Source organism: Brucella sp. IR073, from assembly GCF_049065735.1.
Lineage (GTDB): Bacteria > Pseudomonadota > Alphaproteobacteria > Rhizobiales > Rhizobiaceae > Paramesorhizobium.
In genome coordinates this window covers 404,801-419,950 of record NZ_JBAKHD010000004.1, presented here as the reverse complement: position 1 = coordinate 419,950, position 15,150 = coordinate 404,801, and the positions used below count along the sequence as shown (strand labels likewise).

The following is a 15,150-nucleotide window of genomic DNA, read 5'->3' as shown; positions in this document are numbered from 1 at the left end:
AGATAGCGTCACTTCTTGGCTCCGATCTTTCCCTCGGTGTCGTTGAGGAGGCGGGAAATATTGGCTTGGTGCTTGATGAAAATGATGACGCTCATGAGCGCGAGGAGCAGCGCCGTATCGTGGAGCCCCATGAAATAGAGCGCGATGGGCACCACGACAGCCGCGACGAGGGCGGAAAGCGATGAATACCGGGTGAGGAAAGCCACGATAAGCCAGACTGCGGCGAAGATGAGCGCGCCCTTCCAGGCAAGGCCGATCAGCACACCCAGATAGGTCGCGACGCCCTTGCCGCCCTTGAAGCCGAGCCAGACGGGAAAGATATGTCCCACAAATGCGCCGAAACCGGCGGCAAGCGCGGCTTCCAGCCCCCAATGCCGCGCGATCAGCACGGCAGCCGTGCCTTTCAGTGCGTCGAGAATGAGCGTGGCCGCCGCGAGCTTCTTGTTGCCGGTGCGCAGCACATTCGTCGCGCCGATATTGCCCGAGCCGATGGAGCGCACATCGCCGAGACCTGCAAGCCGCGTCAGGATCAGGCCGAAGGGGATCGAGCCGAGCAGATAGCCGAAAACAAGCGCGGCCAGAACGGAAAGAAGGCCTGCCTGAAGCATGATCGAATCGGTCATTCGCCGCTCTCCGGGCATTGAAGGGAGAAACTTGGATACGCGCAGAAGTGGGTGACTGGCGCACACATATCCATTTGGCCGCTTTAAAGGTTGAACACGGTTTTCCCCGCCACCATAGTCTGCAAAACGCGGCCTTGGAAGCGTGCGCCCTCGAAACAGCTGTTCTTCGAGCGTGAAAGCAGATATTTTTCCTCAACGATCCACGGCTCGTCGAGATCGACAACCGCCAGATCCGCCGGTGCCCCGGGCTTCAGCGTACCCGCGTTGAGGCCGAAGATCCGCGCCGGAGCGGTGGAGAGCACCTCGACGATTCGGATAAGCGGCAGGCTGCCATTGTGATAAAGCCTGAGCGCTGCCGTCAGCAGCGTTTCGAGGCCGATCGCGCCTGCTGCCGCGTCTGCGAAGGGCAGGCGCTTGGTGTCCACGTCCTGCGGATCATGGGCGGAAGCGACGAGGTCGATCACGCCCGCGCGCACGGCTTCCACCATCGCCAGCCGGTCTTCCTCGGTCCGCAAGGGCGGCGAGAGGCGGTAGAAGGTGCGGAATTCGCCGATATCGTTCTCGTTGAGCGAGAGATGGTTGATCGAAATGCCCGCCGTGACAGGCAGGCCTTGATCCTTGGCGCGCAGAATCGCTTCCGCCGAAAGGCCGGTGGAGATTTGCGCGGCGTGGTATTTGCTGCGCGTCAGCGCCGCCAGCCGTAAATCGCGCTCGAGCGGGATGACTTCCGCCTCGCGCGGAATGCCGGGCAGGCCCAGCCAGCTGGCGAACAGCCCCTCGTTCATGACGCCATTGGCGGCAAGGTATGGATCGTGCGTCTCATGCGCCACCACCATGCCGAAATCGCGCGCGTAGGTCAGCGCCCGGCGCATCAACAGCGTGTTGGCGATGGTCTTGCGCCCCTCGGTGATCGCAACCGCGCCGGCTTCCTTCAGAAGGCCGAACTCGGTCATCTCCTCGCCGTGAAGGCCCTTGGTGATCGCCGCCGCCGGGTGAATGTTGACGATGGCGGTGTCCCGCGCGGTGCGCTTGACGAATTCGACCAGTGCGACCGAATCGATCACAGGATCGGTGTCCGGCATCATGATGATGGAAGTGACGCCGCCCGCCGCCGCAGCCCGGCTAGCCGAGGCAATGGTTTCGCGGTGTTCCGCGCCCGGCTCGCCGATGAAGACGCGGGCATCGACCAGCCCGGGAATGATCGTCTTGCCGGTGGCGTCGATGCGCTCAGCCCCTTCAGGCGTGCCCTGACCCAGCGCATCTGCGCCCGCCGCGACGATCGAGCCATCCTTGACGATGACGGTGCCGACCTCATCCAGCCCGCGCGAGGGATCGACGATACGGGCGTTTTCGAAAACGGTCGCGCTCATGCCCGGCTCCCCGTCTGCTCATCGTTGCGGCGCGGGTCGAGCAGCGCCTCCATGACGGCCATGCGCACGGCCACGCCCATCTCCACCTGGCTCTGGATCATGCTCTGAGGTCCGTCGGCGACGTCGGAGGCGATCTCGACGCCGCGATTCATCGGGCCGGGATGCATGACCAGCGCATCGGGCTTGGCATGTTTCAGCTTCTCGCTATCGAGGCCGTAATAATGGAAATATTCGCGCACCGAAGGCACGAAGGAGCCCGCCATGCGCTCGCGCTGGAGTCGCAGCATCATGACGACATCAGCATCCTTCAATCCTTCCTCCATGGAGTTGAATACCTCGACGCCCATCTCAGCGATGCCTGACGGCAGCAGGGTGGAGGGCGCGACGACGCGCAGGCGTGCGCCGAGCGCATGAAGCGCCAGGATATTGGATCGCGCCACGCGCGAGTGCAGCACGTCGCCGCAGATGGCGATGGTGAGCCCCGCGATCCGGCCCTTGGCGCGGCGGATGGTGAGCGCGTCGAGCAGCGCCTGGGTCGGGTGCTCATGCGCGCCGTCGCCGGCATTGACCACCGAGCAGCCGACCTTCTGCGCCAGCAGCGCCGCCGCCCCCGCCGAGGCGTGGCGGATGACGAGGATGTCGGGCCGCATGGCGTTGAGCGTCATCGCCGTGTCGATGAGCGTTTCGCCCTTCTTCACCGACGAATTGCCCACTGACATGTTCATCACATCCGCGCCCAGCCGCTTTCCGGCCAGCTCAAAGGAAGACTGCGTCCGCGTCGACGATTCGAAGAAGAGGTTGATCTGGGTGCGCCCGCGCAGCACGGCCTTTTTCTTCTCGGGCTGGCGGGAAATCGCCACGGCCTCGTCGGCCAGGTCGAGAAGGCAGGTGATATCCTGCGGGGAAAGGCCCTTGATGCCAAGCAGGTGGCGGTGAGGAAAGATGGGGGAGGCTGGGTTCGATATCATGTTAAAACACCCCTATAGAGCGGTTCTCGCCGCGATGGAATAGGAAGAACCGCTCCATAGCTTTTTTCCGCCGCATTTATGCGCCGCGGCGGTTCCAAGCCGCCGGAAGGCCCCGGTGCGAACAGCCCGCAAGCAATGTATATAGGTGGATGAAAAATTTAGGGTATCTCGCTACGAGATCATATATTCTTTGCCTGCCGGCCCCGTTTTGGACAGGGGGCTGTCAAATTCATAATGGGAACTGCCTTTGAAAACGCACGAGGTCACCAACCAGACGCCGCCGATGACCGGCACCAACGCCTATCTTGGCGACCCGTTGCTCATGCGCATCACGTCCGGCTTCCCGAAGGCGCTGCATAGCGATCTGGAGCAGTCGGGCCGCTTCGTCCTGTCGGCGGAGGCGCAGGATCTGGCGCGGCTCGCCAATACCGAGCTGCCCAAGCTCAAGACCCATGACCGGCAGGGCAGGCGTCTCGATCAGGTGGATTACCACCCTGCCTATCACGCGCTGATGCGCCGCTCGATCGCGCAGGGGCTTCATTCTTCCATCTGGGAGGACGGGCAGGGCGAGGCGAGCCGCCGCCACCAGGTCCGCGCGGCGCGCTTCTATCTGACCGCGCAACTGGAGACCGGGCATCTCTGCCCGGTCACCATGACCAATGCCTCGCTCGCCGCCATCATGGCGAGCCCGAATCTCTACAAGGAATGGGCGCCGCTCATCCTCACCCGCAAATACGACCCGAGCCAACGTGCCCCTGCCAAGAAGACCGGGCTGACGCTCGGTATGGGCATGACGGAGAAACAGGGCGGCACGGATGTGCGCGCCAACACCACCAAGGCCGACCGGGCGGGCAATGGCTTCTACCGTATCACCGGCCATAAATGGTTTCTCTCCGCGCCAATGTCGGATGCCTTTCTGGTACTGGCGCAAGCCGCAGAGGGGCTTTCCTGCTTCCTCGTGCCGCGCATGCTGCCGGATGGATCTTCCAACGGCCTCAGATTCCAGCGCCTCAAGGATAAGCTCGGCAACCGTTCCAACGCTTCGTCGGAAGTGGAATTCGAGGAGACGCTGGGCCAGATGGTCGGCAAGCCGGGCGATGGCGTGAAAACCATCATCGACATGGTGACGCTGACGCGGCTCGATTGCGCCATCGCTTCCGCCGGGCTGATGCGGGCGGGGCTGGCGGAAGCCGTGCACCACGCCCGCCATCGCCAGGTTTTCGGATCGCCGCTCATCGATCAGCCGCTGATGCAGCGGGTACTGGCCGACATGGCGCTCGACGTGGCGGGAGCGACCGCCCTGTCGCTCCGACTCGCCCGCGCCTTCGACATAGCGGCCATCGACCGCACCGAGGCGGCTTTCGCCCGTGTCATGACCCCCGTGGTCAAATATTGGGTCGCGAAGATCGCCCCGGCGCTTCTCTACGAGGCGATGGAGTGTCTCGGCGGCAATGGCTATATTGAGGAAGGCAATCTAGCCCGCTATTACCGGGAAGCGCCGGTCAATGCGATCTGGGAAGGCTCCGGCAATGTCATGGCGCTCGATGTGCGCCGCGTGCTATTACGCGCGCCGAAGCTATTCGATGATGTGCTGGCCTGGATCGCCCGGCAACTCGGCCGCAGCGGGCAGGGCACGGGCGATGTGCTGCGCGCCGCGATGAGTGTGACGACTTCGGATGAAGGTGCCGCCCGCCTGCTGACGGAACAACTGGCGCTCGCCGCAGCCGGGGCGGAACTCAAGCACCTCGGCATGGAAGAAATCGCCGACGCCTTCGTTGAAACCCGCCTCGCGGGACAGTGGCGCACCACCTACGGCATGCTGGATGCGCGGCATGATGCTAAGAAGATTCTCGATGCGCTTTATCCGGCGGAGTAAAGAGGATGCAAAGGAGAACAGCGCTTGAATCGGCAGCAGCGCATGGCGGAATAAGCTACGGCCATCTGCCGGCGGAGCGTTTGCGGGCCATCCTTTTAGGCGACGAGCCTACGGAGGCGGAAAAGGCGCGGGTCTTCCAAGCACTGTCCGAAACGCCGCTCTATAGGCTGGCAACGCTGGCACGGGAAATCGAGCTACCGTTCGATGCGCTGAAGGAGCGATTTTCGGGCCTTTACGGGATTGAACTGGAGGATGCGCAGCAATGGAAGCATGGCGGTCACTGATCCGGCGGGCCGTTTCCCGGCTTGAAGCAGTCGGGCTCGACCGGCGCGATTGGGTTTGGGGCGGCGGAACCGTGCTGATGCTGCGATATCTCCACCGGCAGAGCCATGATATCGATATTTTCATCAACGACGTTCAATATCTTTCCTATCTTTCGCCGCGCCTCAATGATCGGGATTCAGCGGAGATGCAGGGATATAGCGAGCAGGCAAATCACCTTCGTCTCGAATATCCGGAAGGAGAGCTTGATTTCCTCACCGTCGCGCCGGTATTTCCCGATCTGAAGCCGCAGCCGACCAGAGTGGAGGGCGTGGAAGGTCCTATCCAAACCATGCGCGACAAGGAAATACTGGGCCAGAAGCTTCACTATCGCGCCGCCGGGTTTACAGGGCGAGACCTCTACGATTTCGTCGCTGTCGCGAAAGCCGATCCAGGCCTGTTGTCCGACCGAGATCTGCATGACATCGCCCGACAGCGTCGGGATGCCTTGGCTGCTTCGCTCTCGTCGCCCAATTGCGAGAGAGGATATTTGCAGGTGGAACGGCCGTCTTTAACGATCCCCTTCTCCGAGGCCCGTGCCGTTTTGTTGGATTGGATCGAAAAGTAACGTCGCTATTCATCCCGCTGTCTTAACATATGCAGCCGATCCAGCGCCCCCTGCAGGATAAAAGCCGCCGCCGCCGAATCGATCCGCTCCGCCCGTTTCTGGCGCGAGACGTCCATGCCGATCAGCGCCCGTTCCGCCGCGACCGTGGAGAGCCGCTCGTCCCAATAGACGAAGGGCAGTTCGGTCAGTTTCTCCATATTGCGCACGAAGGCGCGTGTCGCCTGCACGCGCGGGCCCTCGCTGCCGTCCATGTTGACGGGCAGGCCGATGACCACCGCGCCGGCATTCTCCGCCTTCAGCGCCGCCAGCAGCAGCTGCGCATCCAGGGTGAATTTCACCCGCTTGATCACGGGTCGCGGATTGGCGAAGGACAGGCCCCGGTCGGACACGGCGAGGCCGATGGTTTTGGTGCCCAAGTCCAGCCCGGCGACGGTCTGGCCCGGCTGGAGAGCCGTCTCGACAGACTCGATAGCGAGAATCGTCAAATTCCGTTCCACCCTTGAAATGCGTTATTCCGGCGTCATAACTGTCTGCTTGACGTATGGCGATATGCAAGGAGTGATTATCATGAAACTCACATGGCTCGGCCATTCGGCCTTTCGCGTGGATATTTCGGACGCCGCGATCCTGATCGACCCTTTCATTACTGGCAACCCCGGCGCAAAGGGCGTCGACCTCAAGGAAGCGGCCAAGGGGATTACCCATATCGCCCTTACGCATGGCCATGGCGATCATGTCGGCGACACGATCAAGATTGCTGAGGAAACAGGCGCGACCGTTATCGCCAATGCCGATCTGGCCGCATGGCTGGCCCATCGGGGCGTAGAGAAGGTCGATATGGGCAATACCGGCGGCACGCTCAGCCACAAGGGCTTTTCGGTGACCTTCGTCAACGCGCTGCATTCCTCCGCCACGGTTACGGAAGACGGTGTTTCCCATTCGCTCGGCAATGCAAACGGACTCGTGTTCCATTTCGAGAACGAGCCGACGCTCTATCACATGGGCGATACGGATATTTTCTCCGACATGAAGCTTATCAACGAGCTGCACCGCCCGCAGATCGGCCTCGTGCCCATCGGCGACCGCTTCACCATGGGCGGCGCGGTGGCGGGGCTCGCCTGCCAGCGTTATTTCGATTTCTCCACTGCCATTCCGTGCCATTACGGCTCGTTTCCGATCATCGACGCGACGCCGGATAAGTTCGTCACGGCGATGGAAGGCGTGAGCACGAAGGTGGCGGTGCCGAAGGTGGGCGAGACGCTTTCATTCTAATGGGGCGAGTCGACATCTCCTGGCAATTGGCATATATTGCCAATAAACTTGACGGAGATTTGCATGGCCACCCGAAACGTCGTTCTCACCGATAGTCAGTCCGCTCTAGTGGACCGGTTGGTTGCCTCCGGGCGCTATCAGAACGCCTCGGAGGCCTTGCGGGCTGGTTTGCGCCTTCTCGAACAGGAGGAGGCCGAATTGGCCGATTTGCGGGAGCGGTTGATGGAAGGGCTGGAACAGGCGCGGCGCGGTGATTTTGCCGAAGGCACCGGAGAGGAAGCGATTCGCCGCGCATTCGCTGCCGCTCGCGCCAAATCCTTATGAGCAAGCCGTGGCGCCTGACACGGCGGGCGGAAGCATCGCTCAACGATATTGCCCGTTGGACAAATGAGACATTCGGTCCACGGCAAGCGGCTGCCTATGAGGAAGATTTGATCGCTCGCTGTGCGGCAATTGCTGCGGGAACCGTGATCTCACAGAGCTGCAGACGTATCATCCATCCTGCTCTGTCCGAGAATTTGCGCTTTGCGCGCGCGGGCCAGCATTTTGTGATCTTCGTTGAAGATGCCGAGCAGGTGGCCATCATCGATTTCCTGCATAGCCGTACGGACTTAGCCCGGCGGCTCGCCGCTTTGGGTGACCTCAAACAGTCATAAGCATTATTGCGCTTGGAGCCACTGCCCGATATAGCCCATGCGAGAGCATTTTAGCCGCATGATCTTATCCGAAAGTCCTGCAACTTTTCGGGATCATGCTCGAACTCAGGTGGGTAGGCATGTCAGTCGATCTTTCAACCGTGAAGCGCGTGGCGCATCTGGCGCGTATTGCCGTGAGTAGCGAGGATGCGCAGCGCATGACCGGTGAGCTCAACGCGATCCTCGGTTTCGTCGAGCAGCTTGACGAGGTGGATGTGAGCGGCGTCGAGCCGATGACATCGGTCACGCCGATGGCGATGCGGGCGCGTGAAGATGTGGTGACTGACGGCAACAAGGCCGCCGATATCGTCGCCAATGCGCCCGTCACGGAAGAGAATTTCTTTCTCGTGCCGAAGGTCGTGGAGTAAGCGCCATGACCGTCGCTATTGCCGTGGAAACGCCGCTGCAGGACGATGTGCGCGTGCTGGTGGAACAGCTCAACGCGCATCTCCTGCCGCTCTCTCCCGAAGAATTCCAGTTCAAGATGACCGTGGAGCAGATGGCGGGGCCGGATACGACGGTGTTCGTTGCCCGCGATGCGACCGGACGGGCCGTCGGCTGCGGCGCGCTGAAGGTGCATGCGGACGGCGTCGGCGAGGTCAAGCGCATGTTCACGCTGCCGGAAGTGCGCGGCCTAAGGGTCGGGTCGGCGCTGCTTGAGGCGATCACCCAGCTCGCCGAGCAGAAGGGGCTCGCGCAGCTGGTGCTGGAGACGGGCACCGGTCCTGGTTTCGAGGGTGCGTGGCGGCTTTATGAGCGCTCCGGCTTCACCCGCTGCGGCGCGGTGCTCGATTACCCCGATTCCGAATATAGTGCATTTTTCGAGAAGCGCCTTTCTTCCGTGGCGCACTGAAAGGTTTGATGATGACCGATTTGACCGCACTCACCATTGCCGAAGCGCGGAGCAAGCTGAAGGCCAAGGAGATATCGGCGTCGGAATTGACCGAAGCCTATCTCACGGCCATCGATGCGGCCAATGGAGAGATCAATGCCTATGTCGCGGTGACGCCTGACAAGGCGCGGGAAATGGCGAAGGCCTCCGACGCGCGTCTGGCGAAAGGCGAGGGCGGCGCGCTGGAAGGCATTCCGCTCGGCATCAAGGATCTCTTCGCCACGGAAGGCGTGCATACGCAGGCCTGCTCGCACATTCTCGACGGCTTCAAGCCGCGCTATGAATCGACCGTGACGGCCAATCTTTGGGCCGATGGCGCTGTCATGCTGGGCAAGCTCAATATGGATGAGTTCGCCATGGGCTCGTCCAACGAGACGTCCTACTACGGACCGGTGAAGAACCCCTGGCGCGCCAAGGGCTCGAATGCCGATCTGGTGCCGGGCGGCTCGTCCGGCGGCTCGGCTGCGGCGGTCGCCGCCCGGCTCTGCGCCGGCGCGACGGCCACCGATACGGGCGGCTCGATCCGCCAGCCCGCGGCCTTCACCGGCACGGTCGGCATCAAGCCCACCTATGGCCGCGTCTCGCGCTGGGGCACGGTTGCCTTCGCATCCTCGCTGGATCAGGCGGGACCGATTGCGCGCGACGTGCGTGACAGCGCGATTCTGCTGAAATCCATGGCCTCAGTTGATCTGAAGGATACGACCTCCGTCGACCTGCCGGTGCCGGATTACGAGGCGGCCATCGGTAAATCGGTCAAGGGCATGAAGATCGGCATTCCCCGGGAATACCGCGTCGAGGGCATGCCGGAGGAGATCGAGAAGCTCTGGCAGCAAGGCATCGCCTGGCTGAAAGATGCGGGGGCGGAAATCGTCGACATTTCGCTTCCGCATACCAAATATGCGCTGCCCGCCTATTACATCGTCGCGCCCGCCGAGGCGTCGTCCAATCTCGCGCGCTATGACGGCGTGCGCTACGGTCTGCGCGTGCCGGGCAAGGACATCGTGGAGATGTATGAGAACACGCGCGCCGCGGGCTTCGGCCGCGAGGTCAAGCGCCGCATCATGATCGGCACTTATGTGCTCTCCGCCGGCTATTACGATGCCTATTACCTGAAGGCGCAGAAGGTGCGCACGCTCATCAAGAAGGATTTCGAGGAGGTGTTCCATGCGGGCGTCGACGCGATCCTGACGCCTGCGACCCCCTCCGCCGCCTTCGGCCTTGCCGACGAGGCGCTCGCGGCAGACCCGGTGAAGATGTATTTGAACGACATCTTCACCGTGACGGTCAATATGGCCGGCCTGCCGGGCATCGCCGTTCCGGCTGGCCTGAACGGGCAGGGCCTGCCGCTCGGCCTCCAACTGATCGGACGGCCTTTCGGCGAGGAAACCCTGTTCCAGACGGCGCATATCATCGAGCAGGCAGCGGGCCGTTTCACCGCGCCGCGCTGGTGGTAAGGCACTATGGAGATCCGGCGGGCGGTTGCCAGCGACAGGGCTGCAATCGCCGCCGTCGGATGCCGCGCCTGGATTTCCTCCTTCACACAATTCGAGCCGGATGCGAATGAGCCGGGCGTGCGTGTGCGGGTGGAAAAGGTCTTCCGCACTTTCGCAGACGAGTTTTATCCGTCCATCCGCATTGCCGAAACGGCGGGCATTGTCCTCGGCTGGGGCGCACGGGACACGGACGCGGATTATATTTCTGACCTCTGGATCGACCCGTCCTTTCACCGGCGCGGTATCGGCTTGGCGCTGATGGACGCGCTGCTGGCCGAAATCCTGCTTGCCGGATATCCAATGGCGCGCATCGACACGCATGCTCGCAATCTTCCTGCCATTCGTCTCTATGAGCGCTGCGGCTTCGAGGTCGTCTGGCGCGGGCAGGAATGGTCCGAAAGCCTTGGCCGCAACATAGAGAAGGTGCGGATGGAGATGGTTCTCCATGCGGAACGCGGAAATATTGATCCTGAATAAGGATTGTTTAGCGCCGTCTTTGTTCTATTCTACTTATGGTCCTGGCCATGGGGTCTTCCGGAACTATGCCGAACCGGAGCCAGGGCAAGCAGAAGGGGAGTGAACATGTGGATTGAACTGACTGATGTCAACGGCGAGCGCATTGCGGTCAATTTCGACCATGTCGTGTCCTACAATGCCTATGGCCACGGCGCGCATCTGGTGACCACGACGCCGGACCTTACTTTTTTCGTCAAGGAAGACATCGACACGATCCAGAATCGGATCGGCCTCAAGCCGATGAAGGCGCCGCAGCCGGTGAAGTGAGAGAACCGCCGGCCTTCGGCGCTCTTTCGCAACGAAACAATTGCACGCTTGAAGCGTTATGAATGCTGGACATCCGTCAAGGTGCCGGCATGAGACTGCATTCGTCCAGATTGCCCCGCAAGCAGTTTCATCGAAACGCTGGGAGCCCCACATGGATGATCCAACTATCCCTCGGGCCGGCCTGGTTGCGCATATCCGCTTCGGCAACATGCTGGCCGCGCTGCTCTGGCTCTCGTTCCTCTATGCCAGCTATAACGGCGCCATGGTGGTGGCGCTGACGGAGATCATGCCGCCTCAAGTGCGCACCACTGGTTTCTCCGTCGCCTATTCGCTCGCCACGGCGCTTTTCGGCGGGTTCACACCGCTTATCGCCACTTGGCTGATAGAGGAAACAGGAAACCGCGCCGCGCCCGGCCTATGGGTGGCCTTCGCCGGCTTGTGCGGCCTCGTGGCGACGATTGCCATCTACTGGCTCGGAATACGGGCGCGGGACACATCGGCGCCTGATATTGCTTTGGCCAAATAACGGGAACAGGGGCTCATGCCCCCATTCCCTGCAACCCGAGCTTACCACGTTCCCGTATTGGGCATAGACGCCCATGGTTCCTGCGGGGCGAGGCGCTCGCCCTTCTGGAGGAGTTCGATGGAGATACCGTCGGGCGAGCGAACGAAGGCCATGTGGCCGTCACGCGGCGGGCGGTTGATGGTCACGCCCTTGTCCATCAGCTTCTGGCAGGTGGCGTAGATGTCATCCACCTCATAGGCGAGGTGACCGAAATTGCGCCCGCCTGTATACTCCTCGGGGTCCCAATTATAGGTCAGCTCCAGTTCCGGCGCCCGCTCGGCAACGGAACGGTCCTTATCCTCGGGCGCAGCGAGGAAGATCAGCGTGAAGCGGCCTTTTTCGTTGTCGATGCGGCGGATTTCCTCAAAGCCGAACTTGTTGACGTAAAAATCCAGCGATTCCTCGATATCGCGGATTCGGACCATGGTGTGGAGATAGCGCATGTCGGCTCCTTCTTATTCGACGTGTTTTTGATTAGGGCGGGGATGGCTGAATCGCAACCCGGTGCCGCCGGTATATCGCATTCCTTCCATGTCGCGGATAAAACAATGGGCAGAATAAAGTCTGTGGTATCCGGTTAATAATCGGAAGTAGGGCCTTGCTCCGTCGCGCCGGTGAAGTGTTATTCTCAAGTTGAGAATCAATGTAATTTTCACCGAGATTGAAAGGAGGGGACTGGCGCTATGGCGGACAAATCCATGTCGAAGGACCAGTTCCTTGGCAGCGCATCTTCCGAGGAGATCGTCGATCTTCTGGAAGTGTCGGGCTCGATCAAATGGTTCGACGTCGCCAAGGGCTACGGCTTCATTGTGCCCGACAGGCCCGGTCTTTCCGATATCCTGCTGCATGTCACGTCGCTGCGCCGGGACGGCTTTCAGACGGCGCTCGAGGGGGCGCGCGTGGTCTGCGAGGTGAAGCACGGCGAGCGGGGGCTGCAATGCTTCCGCGTCATCTCGATGGACAATTCCACAGCTGTCCATCCGGCGCAATTGCCGCCGCAGCGAACCCATGTCACTGTGGTGCCGTCGAGCGGGCTTGAGCGCGTCATCGTCAAATGGTTCAACCGCACCAAGGGTTTCGGCTTCCTGACGCGCGGCGAGGGGACGGAAGACATTTTCATCCACATGGAAACGTTGCGCCGCTTCGGCCTGACCGAGCTGCGCCCCGGGCAGGTGGTGCTTATCCGCTACGGCACGGGCGAAAAAGGCCTGATGGCGGCGGAAGTGCATCCGGATATCGGCACGCAGTTTCCGGTCTCTCATTAGATGCGAGATATTCAGGTGAGAGCGGGCTGCAAATGGCGTCTTTCTGCGCTTCCGGTGCTCACGTACTAAAGTACGCTGCGCTCCGGTTCTCGAAAGCCACCATTTTCGCCTCGCCCTAACCTGAATCTCCCTGCATCTAACCCGGGCGGCAAAAGATTACGTTCCGTCATTGACGCGCGGCGGGCGATGGGTGAAAGCTGCTGACATCCCAACCGTCCAGCGGACCAGTCCTATGCAGCGCTTCGCCGCGATCCTTCTCCTGTTTCTTATCGTTCTTCCCGCCCATGCCCAACGAATCGAGCCGATGCGGCTGGCGGTCGACGCCCATCCTCTGGTGTTCGAGACGGCCAAGGGCAAGAAGTCCCTCGAGGTCGAAATCGCCGATACCGATGCGGAGCGGATGCGCGGGCTGATGTATCGGACCGATCTTCCCGAAAACCGGGCCATGCTGTTCGTCTTCGATGAGACGCAGCCGGTGATGATGTGGATGAAAAACACACCATTGCCGCTCGACATGGTGTTTCTTGCCAAGGACGGCACCATCGCCACGATTCGTGAGAACACCGAGCCGTTCTCAGAGACGATCATCTCCTCGATCGTACCGGCTGCTTTCGTTGTCGAGCTGCGCGCCGGCACCGCCAAGCGGCTCGGGCTTGCCATTGGCGAGCATGTGCGCCATCCCGCCATTTGCGGGCAGTGCGCCGAGTAGAAAGGATTACCATGACTTCCCCTGATATCTTCGCTTTCGAGCATGATGGACGACGTCTTGCGTTTCGCGAGGCGGGCGAGGGCGAGCCCGTTCTGCTCATCCATGGCTTTGCTTCATCGAGCTATGTTAACTGGGTCGGCCCGGGCTGGTTCCAGACGCTAACGGAAGCGGGATACCGCGTCATCGCGATCGACAATCGCGGCCATGGCGAATCGGACAAGAGCCATGAGCCCTCGGATTACACGCCAAGCCTGATGGCCGGAGATGCGGCGGCGCTGCTGGATCATCTCGGCATCGGGACCGCGCATGTCATGGGCTATTCCATGGGCGCGCGCATCGCTGCCTTCATGGCGCTGGAGCATCCTTCCAGGGTGCATGACGTGGTTTTCGGCGGCCTCGGCATCGGCATGGTGACGGGTGCGGGCAATTGGGAGCCGATTCACGAGGCGCTTCTGGCCGAGGATCCCGCGACGATCACCCATCCGCGCGGGCTGATGTTCCGCAAATTCGCCGACCAGACGAAAAGCGACCGCATCGCGCTCGCCGCCTGCGTGCTGACCTCGAAGGTGGAACTCACCGCCGACGAAGTGGGGCACATCACCCAGCCTGCGCTCGTGGCGGTCGGGACAAAGGACGATATCGGCGGCAATCCGCATGAGCTGGCGGCGCTTTTGTCCAATGGACGCGCGCTTGATATACCGGATCGGGACCATATGCTTGCGGTGGGCGACCGGGTCTTCAAACGGGCGGTTCTGGAATTTTTGCAGGAAAACCCTATTTGAGGCCCCATGCTGGCCGCTAACGGCTGCGTTCAGCCGAATTGATGTGTCAAGCAAAGCGATTTGCTCTATCCTGCCGTGAATGAGTAAGACAGTCTGCCAGGATTGGGAGTTTTGAGAATGCACCATACCGCCAAGCTGGTGAAAACCATCAACCAGGTGGACCCGATCTGGGCTTCCATTCGCGCCGAGGCAGAGGAAGCAGCGCTGCGCGATCCGCTCCTGACTGCCTTTCTCCAATCGACTGTGCTGAACCAGCAGAGCCTCGAGGAGGCGGTGAGTCATCGCATCGCCGAAAGGCTCGGTCATGCGGACCTCGACGCCGGCATCCTGCGCCAGACCTTCGCCGAGATGGAGCGCGCGCTCCCCGAATGGTCGGGAATCTTGCGCGTCGACATCCAGGCCTTCCATGATCGCGATCCGGCCTGCCATCGCCTTCTCGATCCGGTGCTTTATCTGAAAGGCTTTCATGCCATCCAGACGCACCGGCTGGCGCATTGGCTGTGGAAGGAAGGGCGCAAGGATTTCGCCTATTACCTGCAAAGCCGCTCTTCCTCCGTGTTCCAGACCGATATTCACCCGGCGGCGCGGCTCGGCACCGGTATCTTTCTCGACCATGCGACGGGGCTCGTCGTTGGCGAGACGGCTGTCATCGAGGACAATGTCTCGATCCTGCACGGTGTCACGCTTGGCGGTACAGGCAAGGCCGGCGGCGACCGCCATCCGAAGATCAGGCAGGGCGTTCTGCTCGGGGCAGGGGCCAAGATCCTCGGCAATATCGAAGTCGGGCCCTGCTCCAAGGTGGCGGCGGGATCGGTGGTGGTGAAGCCGGTGCCGAGCAATGTGACGGTGGCGGGCGTTCCCGCACGCATTCTTGGCGAAAGCGGCTGTGCGGAGCCAGCCCGCGCGATGGATCAACTCATCGACTGAGCGCCTCAAAAACGGTGACAATTGCCATCCGGGCTTTACAG

The 15,150-nt window shown here is 61.6% G+C and carries 20 protein-coding genes and 1 pseudogene; 16 read left to right on the top strand and 5 right to left on the bottom strand.

Features of this window, described 5'->3' with window-relative positions:
- Nucleotides 1-8: 8 nt before the first annotated feature.
- From plsY to ACOWVG_RS11480, 3 genes are all read right to left on the bottom strand, one after another.
- Complete coding sequence (gene plsY, locus ACOWVG_RS11490; RefSeq protein ID WP_420962422.1) at nucleotides 9-608, bottom strand: glycerol-3-phosphate 1-O-acyltransferase PlsY; 600 nt, start codon at nucleotides 606-608, stop codon at nucleotides 9-11.
- A 98-nt stretch (nucleotides 609-706) separates the two neighbouring features.
- Nucleotides 707-1,993 carry a dihydroorotase gene (locus tag ACOWVG_RS11485; RefSeq protein ID WP_420962316.1) on the bottom strand — a complete coding sequence of 429 codons (1,287 nt, stop codon included), beginning with the start codon at nucleotides 1,991-1,993 and terminating at the stop codon, nucleotides 707-709.
- Complete coding sequence (locus ACOWVG_RS11480) at nucleotides 1,990-2,961, bottom strand: aspartate carbamoyltransferase catalytic subunit (protein ID WP_420962315.1); 972 nt, start codon at nucleotides 2,959-2,961, stop codon at nucleotides 1,990-1,992. The genes ACOWVG_RS11485 and ACOWVG_RS11480 overlap by 4 nt, the downstream gene beginning before the upstream one ends.
- A gap of 247 nt (nucleotides 2,962-3,208) precedes the next feature.
- On the opposite strand from ACOWVG_RS11480, the gene ACOWVG_RS11475 reads away from it, so the two are divergent.
- Genes ACOWVG_RS11475 through ACOWVG_RS11465 form a run of 3 tightly spaced genes read left to right on the top strand, consistent with a single transcriptional unit; the run spans nucleotide 3,209 to nucleotide 5,726 of the window.
- Entirely contained in the window at nucleotides 3,209-4,837 is a 1,629-nt protein-coding gene (locus ACOWVG_RS11475) for an acyl-CoA dehydrogenase family protein (RefSeq protein ID WP_420962314.1), read from the top strand.
- A 5-nt stretch (nucleotides 4,838-4,842) separates the two neighbouring features.
- Nucleotides 4,843-5,121, top strand: a complete 279-nt coding sequence (locus ACOWVG_RS11470) for a hypothetical protein (RefSeq protein WP_420962313.1) — start codon at nucleotides 4,843-4,845, stop codon at nucleotides 5,119-5,121.
- Complete coding sequence (locus ACOWVG_RS11465) at nucleotides 5,100-5,726, top strand: nucleotidyl transferase AbiEii/AbiGii toxin family protein (protein WP_420962312.1); 627 nt, start codon at nucleotides 5,100-5,102, stop codon at nucleotides 5,724-5,726. The genes ACOWVG_RS11470 and ACOWVG_RS11465 overlap by 22 nt, the downstream gene beginning before the upstream one ends.
- Nucleotides 5,727-5,731: 5 nt before the next feature.
- Here the strand turns inward: ACOWVG_RS11465 and ruvX are convergent, their stop codons facing one another.
- A complete protein-coding gene (gene ruvX / locus ACOWVG_RS11460; protein WP_420962311.1) occupies nucleotides 5,732-6,211 on the bottom strand; it encodes a Holliday junction resolvase RuvX in 480 nt (159 codons plus the stop codon).
- An 82-nt stretch (nucleotides 6,212-6,293) separates the two neighbouring features.
- Here ruvX and ACOWVG_RS11455 point away from each other — a divergent pair, with 82 nt between their 5' ends.
- The 9 genes and pseudogenes from ACOWVG_RS11455 to ACOWVG_RS11415 all read left to right on the top strand — a co-directional run.
- Nucleotides 6,294-6,998 (top strand): metal-dependent hydrolase, encoded by a 705-nt coding sequence (locus ACOWVG_RS11455; RefSeq protein WP_420962310.1) that lies wholly within the window; start codon nucleotides 6,294-6,296, stop codon nucleotides 6,996-6,998.
- Nucleotides 6,999-7,061: 63 nt separating this feature from the next.
- Nucleotides 7,062-7,322 (top strand): type II toxin-antitoxin system ParD family antitoxin, encoded by a 261-nt coding sequence (locus ACOWVG_RS11450; protein WP_420962308.1) that lies wholly within the window; start codon nucleotides 7,062-7,064, stop codon nucleotides 7,320-7,322.
- Nucleotides 7,319-7,654: a type II toxin-antitoxin system RelE/ParE family toxin gene (locus tag ACOWVG_RS11445; protein ID WP_420962307.1), complete on the top strand. Its 336-nt coding sequence runs from the start codon at nucleotides 7,319-7,321 to the stop codon at nucleotides 7,652-7,654. Before ACOWVG_RS11450 ends, ACOWVG_RS11445 begins: the two co-directional genes overlap by 4 nt.
- A gap of 119 nt (nucleotides 7,655-7,773) precedes the next feature.
- Nucleotides 7,774-8,061 carry an Asp-tRNA(Asn)/Glu-tRNA(Gln) amidotransferase subunit GatC gene (gene gatC, locus ACOWVG_RS11440; RefSeq protein ID WP_420962306.1) on the top strand — a complete coding sequence of 96 codons (288 nt, stop codon included), beginning with the start codon at nucleotides 7,774-7,776 and terminating at the stop codon, nucleotides 8,059-8,061.
- A 5-nt stretch (nucleotides 8,062-8,066) separates the two neighbouring features.
- The gene (locus tag ACOWVG_RS11435; RefSeq protein WP_420962305.1) at nucleotides 8,067-8,546 is read left to right on the top strand and encodes a GNAT family N-acetyltransferase; all 480 of its coding nucleotides are present in this window, start codon (nucleotides 8,067-8,069) and stop codon (nucleotides 8,544-8,546) included.
- A gap of 11 nt (nucleotides 8,547-8,557) precedes the next feature.
- The gene (gene gatA / locus ACOWVG_RS11430; protein WP_420962304.1) at nucleotides 8,558-10,039 is read left to right on the top strand and encodes an Asp-tRNA(Asn)/Glu-tRNA(Gln) amidotransferase subunit GatA; all 1,482 of its coding nucleotides are present in this window, start codon (nucleotides 8,558-8,560) and stop codon (nucleotides 10,037-10,039) included.
- A gap of 6 nt (nucleotides 10,040-10,045) precedes the next feature.
- Entirely contained in the window at nucleotides 10,046-10,555 is a 510-nt protein-coding gene (locus ACOWVG_RS11425) for a GNAT family N-acetyltransferase (protein WP_420962303.1), read from the top strand.
- A 105-nt stretch (nucleotides 10,556-10,660) separates the two neighbouring features.
- Complete coding sequence (locus tag ACOWVG_RS11420; RefSeq protein ID WP_420962302.1) at nucleotides 10,661-10,861, top strand: hypothetical protein; 201 nt, start codon at nucleotides 10,661-10,663, stop codon at nucleotides 10,859-10,861.
- Between the two features lie 175 nt (nucleotides 10,862-11,036).
- Nucleotides 11,037-11,387: pseudogene (locus ACOWVG_RS11415) on the top strand (MFS transporter); the annotation flags it as partial.
- A 41-nt stretch (nucleotides 11,388-11,428) separates the two neighbouring features.
- Here the strand turns inward: ACOWVG_RS11415 and ACOWVG_RS11410 are convergent.
- Nucleotides 11,429-11,869, bottom strand: coding sequence for a VOC family protein (locus ACOWVG_RS11410; protein ID WP_420962301.1), 441 nt, complete (start codon nucleotides 11,867-11,869; stop codon nucleotides 11,429-11,431).
- A gap of 240 nt (nucleotides 11,870-12,109) precedes the next feature.
- Here ACOWVG_RS11410 and ACOWVG_RS11405 point away from each other — a divergent pair, with 240 nt between their 5' ends.
- From ACOWVG_RS11405 to cysE, 4 genes are all read left to right on the top strand, one after another.
- Complete coding sequence (locus ACOWVG_RS11405; RefSeq protein WP_420962300.1) at nucleotides 12,110-12,691, top strand: cold-shock protein; 582 nt, start codon at nucleotides 12,110-12,112, stop codon at nucleotides 12,689-12,691.
- Nucleotides 12,692-12,923: 232 nt separating this feature from the next.
- The gene (locus tag ACOWVG_RS11400; protein ID WP_420962299.1) at nucleotides 12,924-13,400 is read left to right on the top strand and encodes a DUF192 domain-containing protein; all 477 of its coding nucleotides are present in this window, start codon (nucleotides 12,924-12,926) and stop codon (nucleotides 13,398-13,400) included.
- 11 nt (nucleotides 13,401-13,411) lie between these two features.
- Entirely contained in the window at nucleotides 13,412-14,182 is a 771-nt protein-coding gene (locus tag ACOWVG_RS11395) for an alpha/beta fold hydrolase (RefSeq protein WP_420962298.1), read from the top strand.
- Nucleotides 14,183-14,299: 117 nt separating this feature from the next.
- Entirely contained in the window at nucleotides 14,300-15,109 is an 810-nt protein-coding gene (gene cysE / locus ACOWVG_RS11390) for a serine O-acetyltransferase (RefSeq protein ID WP_420962297.1), read from the top strand.
- The last annotated feature ends 41 nt before the right edge of the window (nucleotides 15,110-15,150 follow it).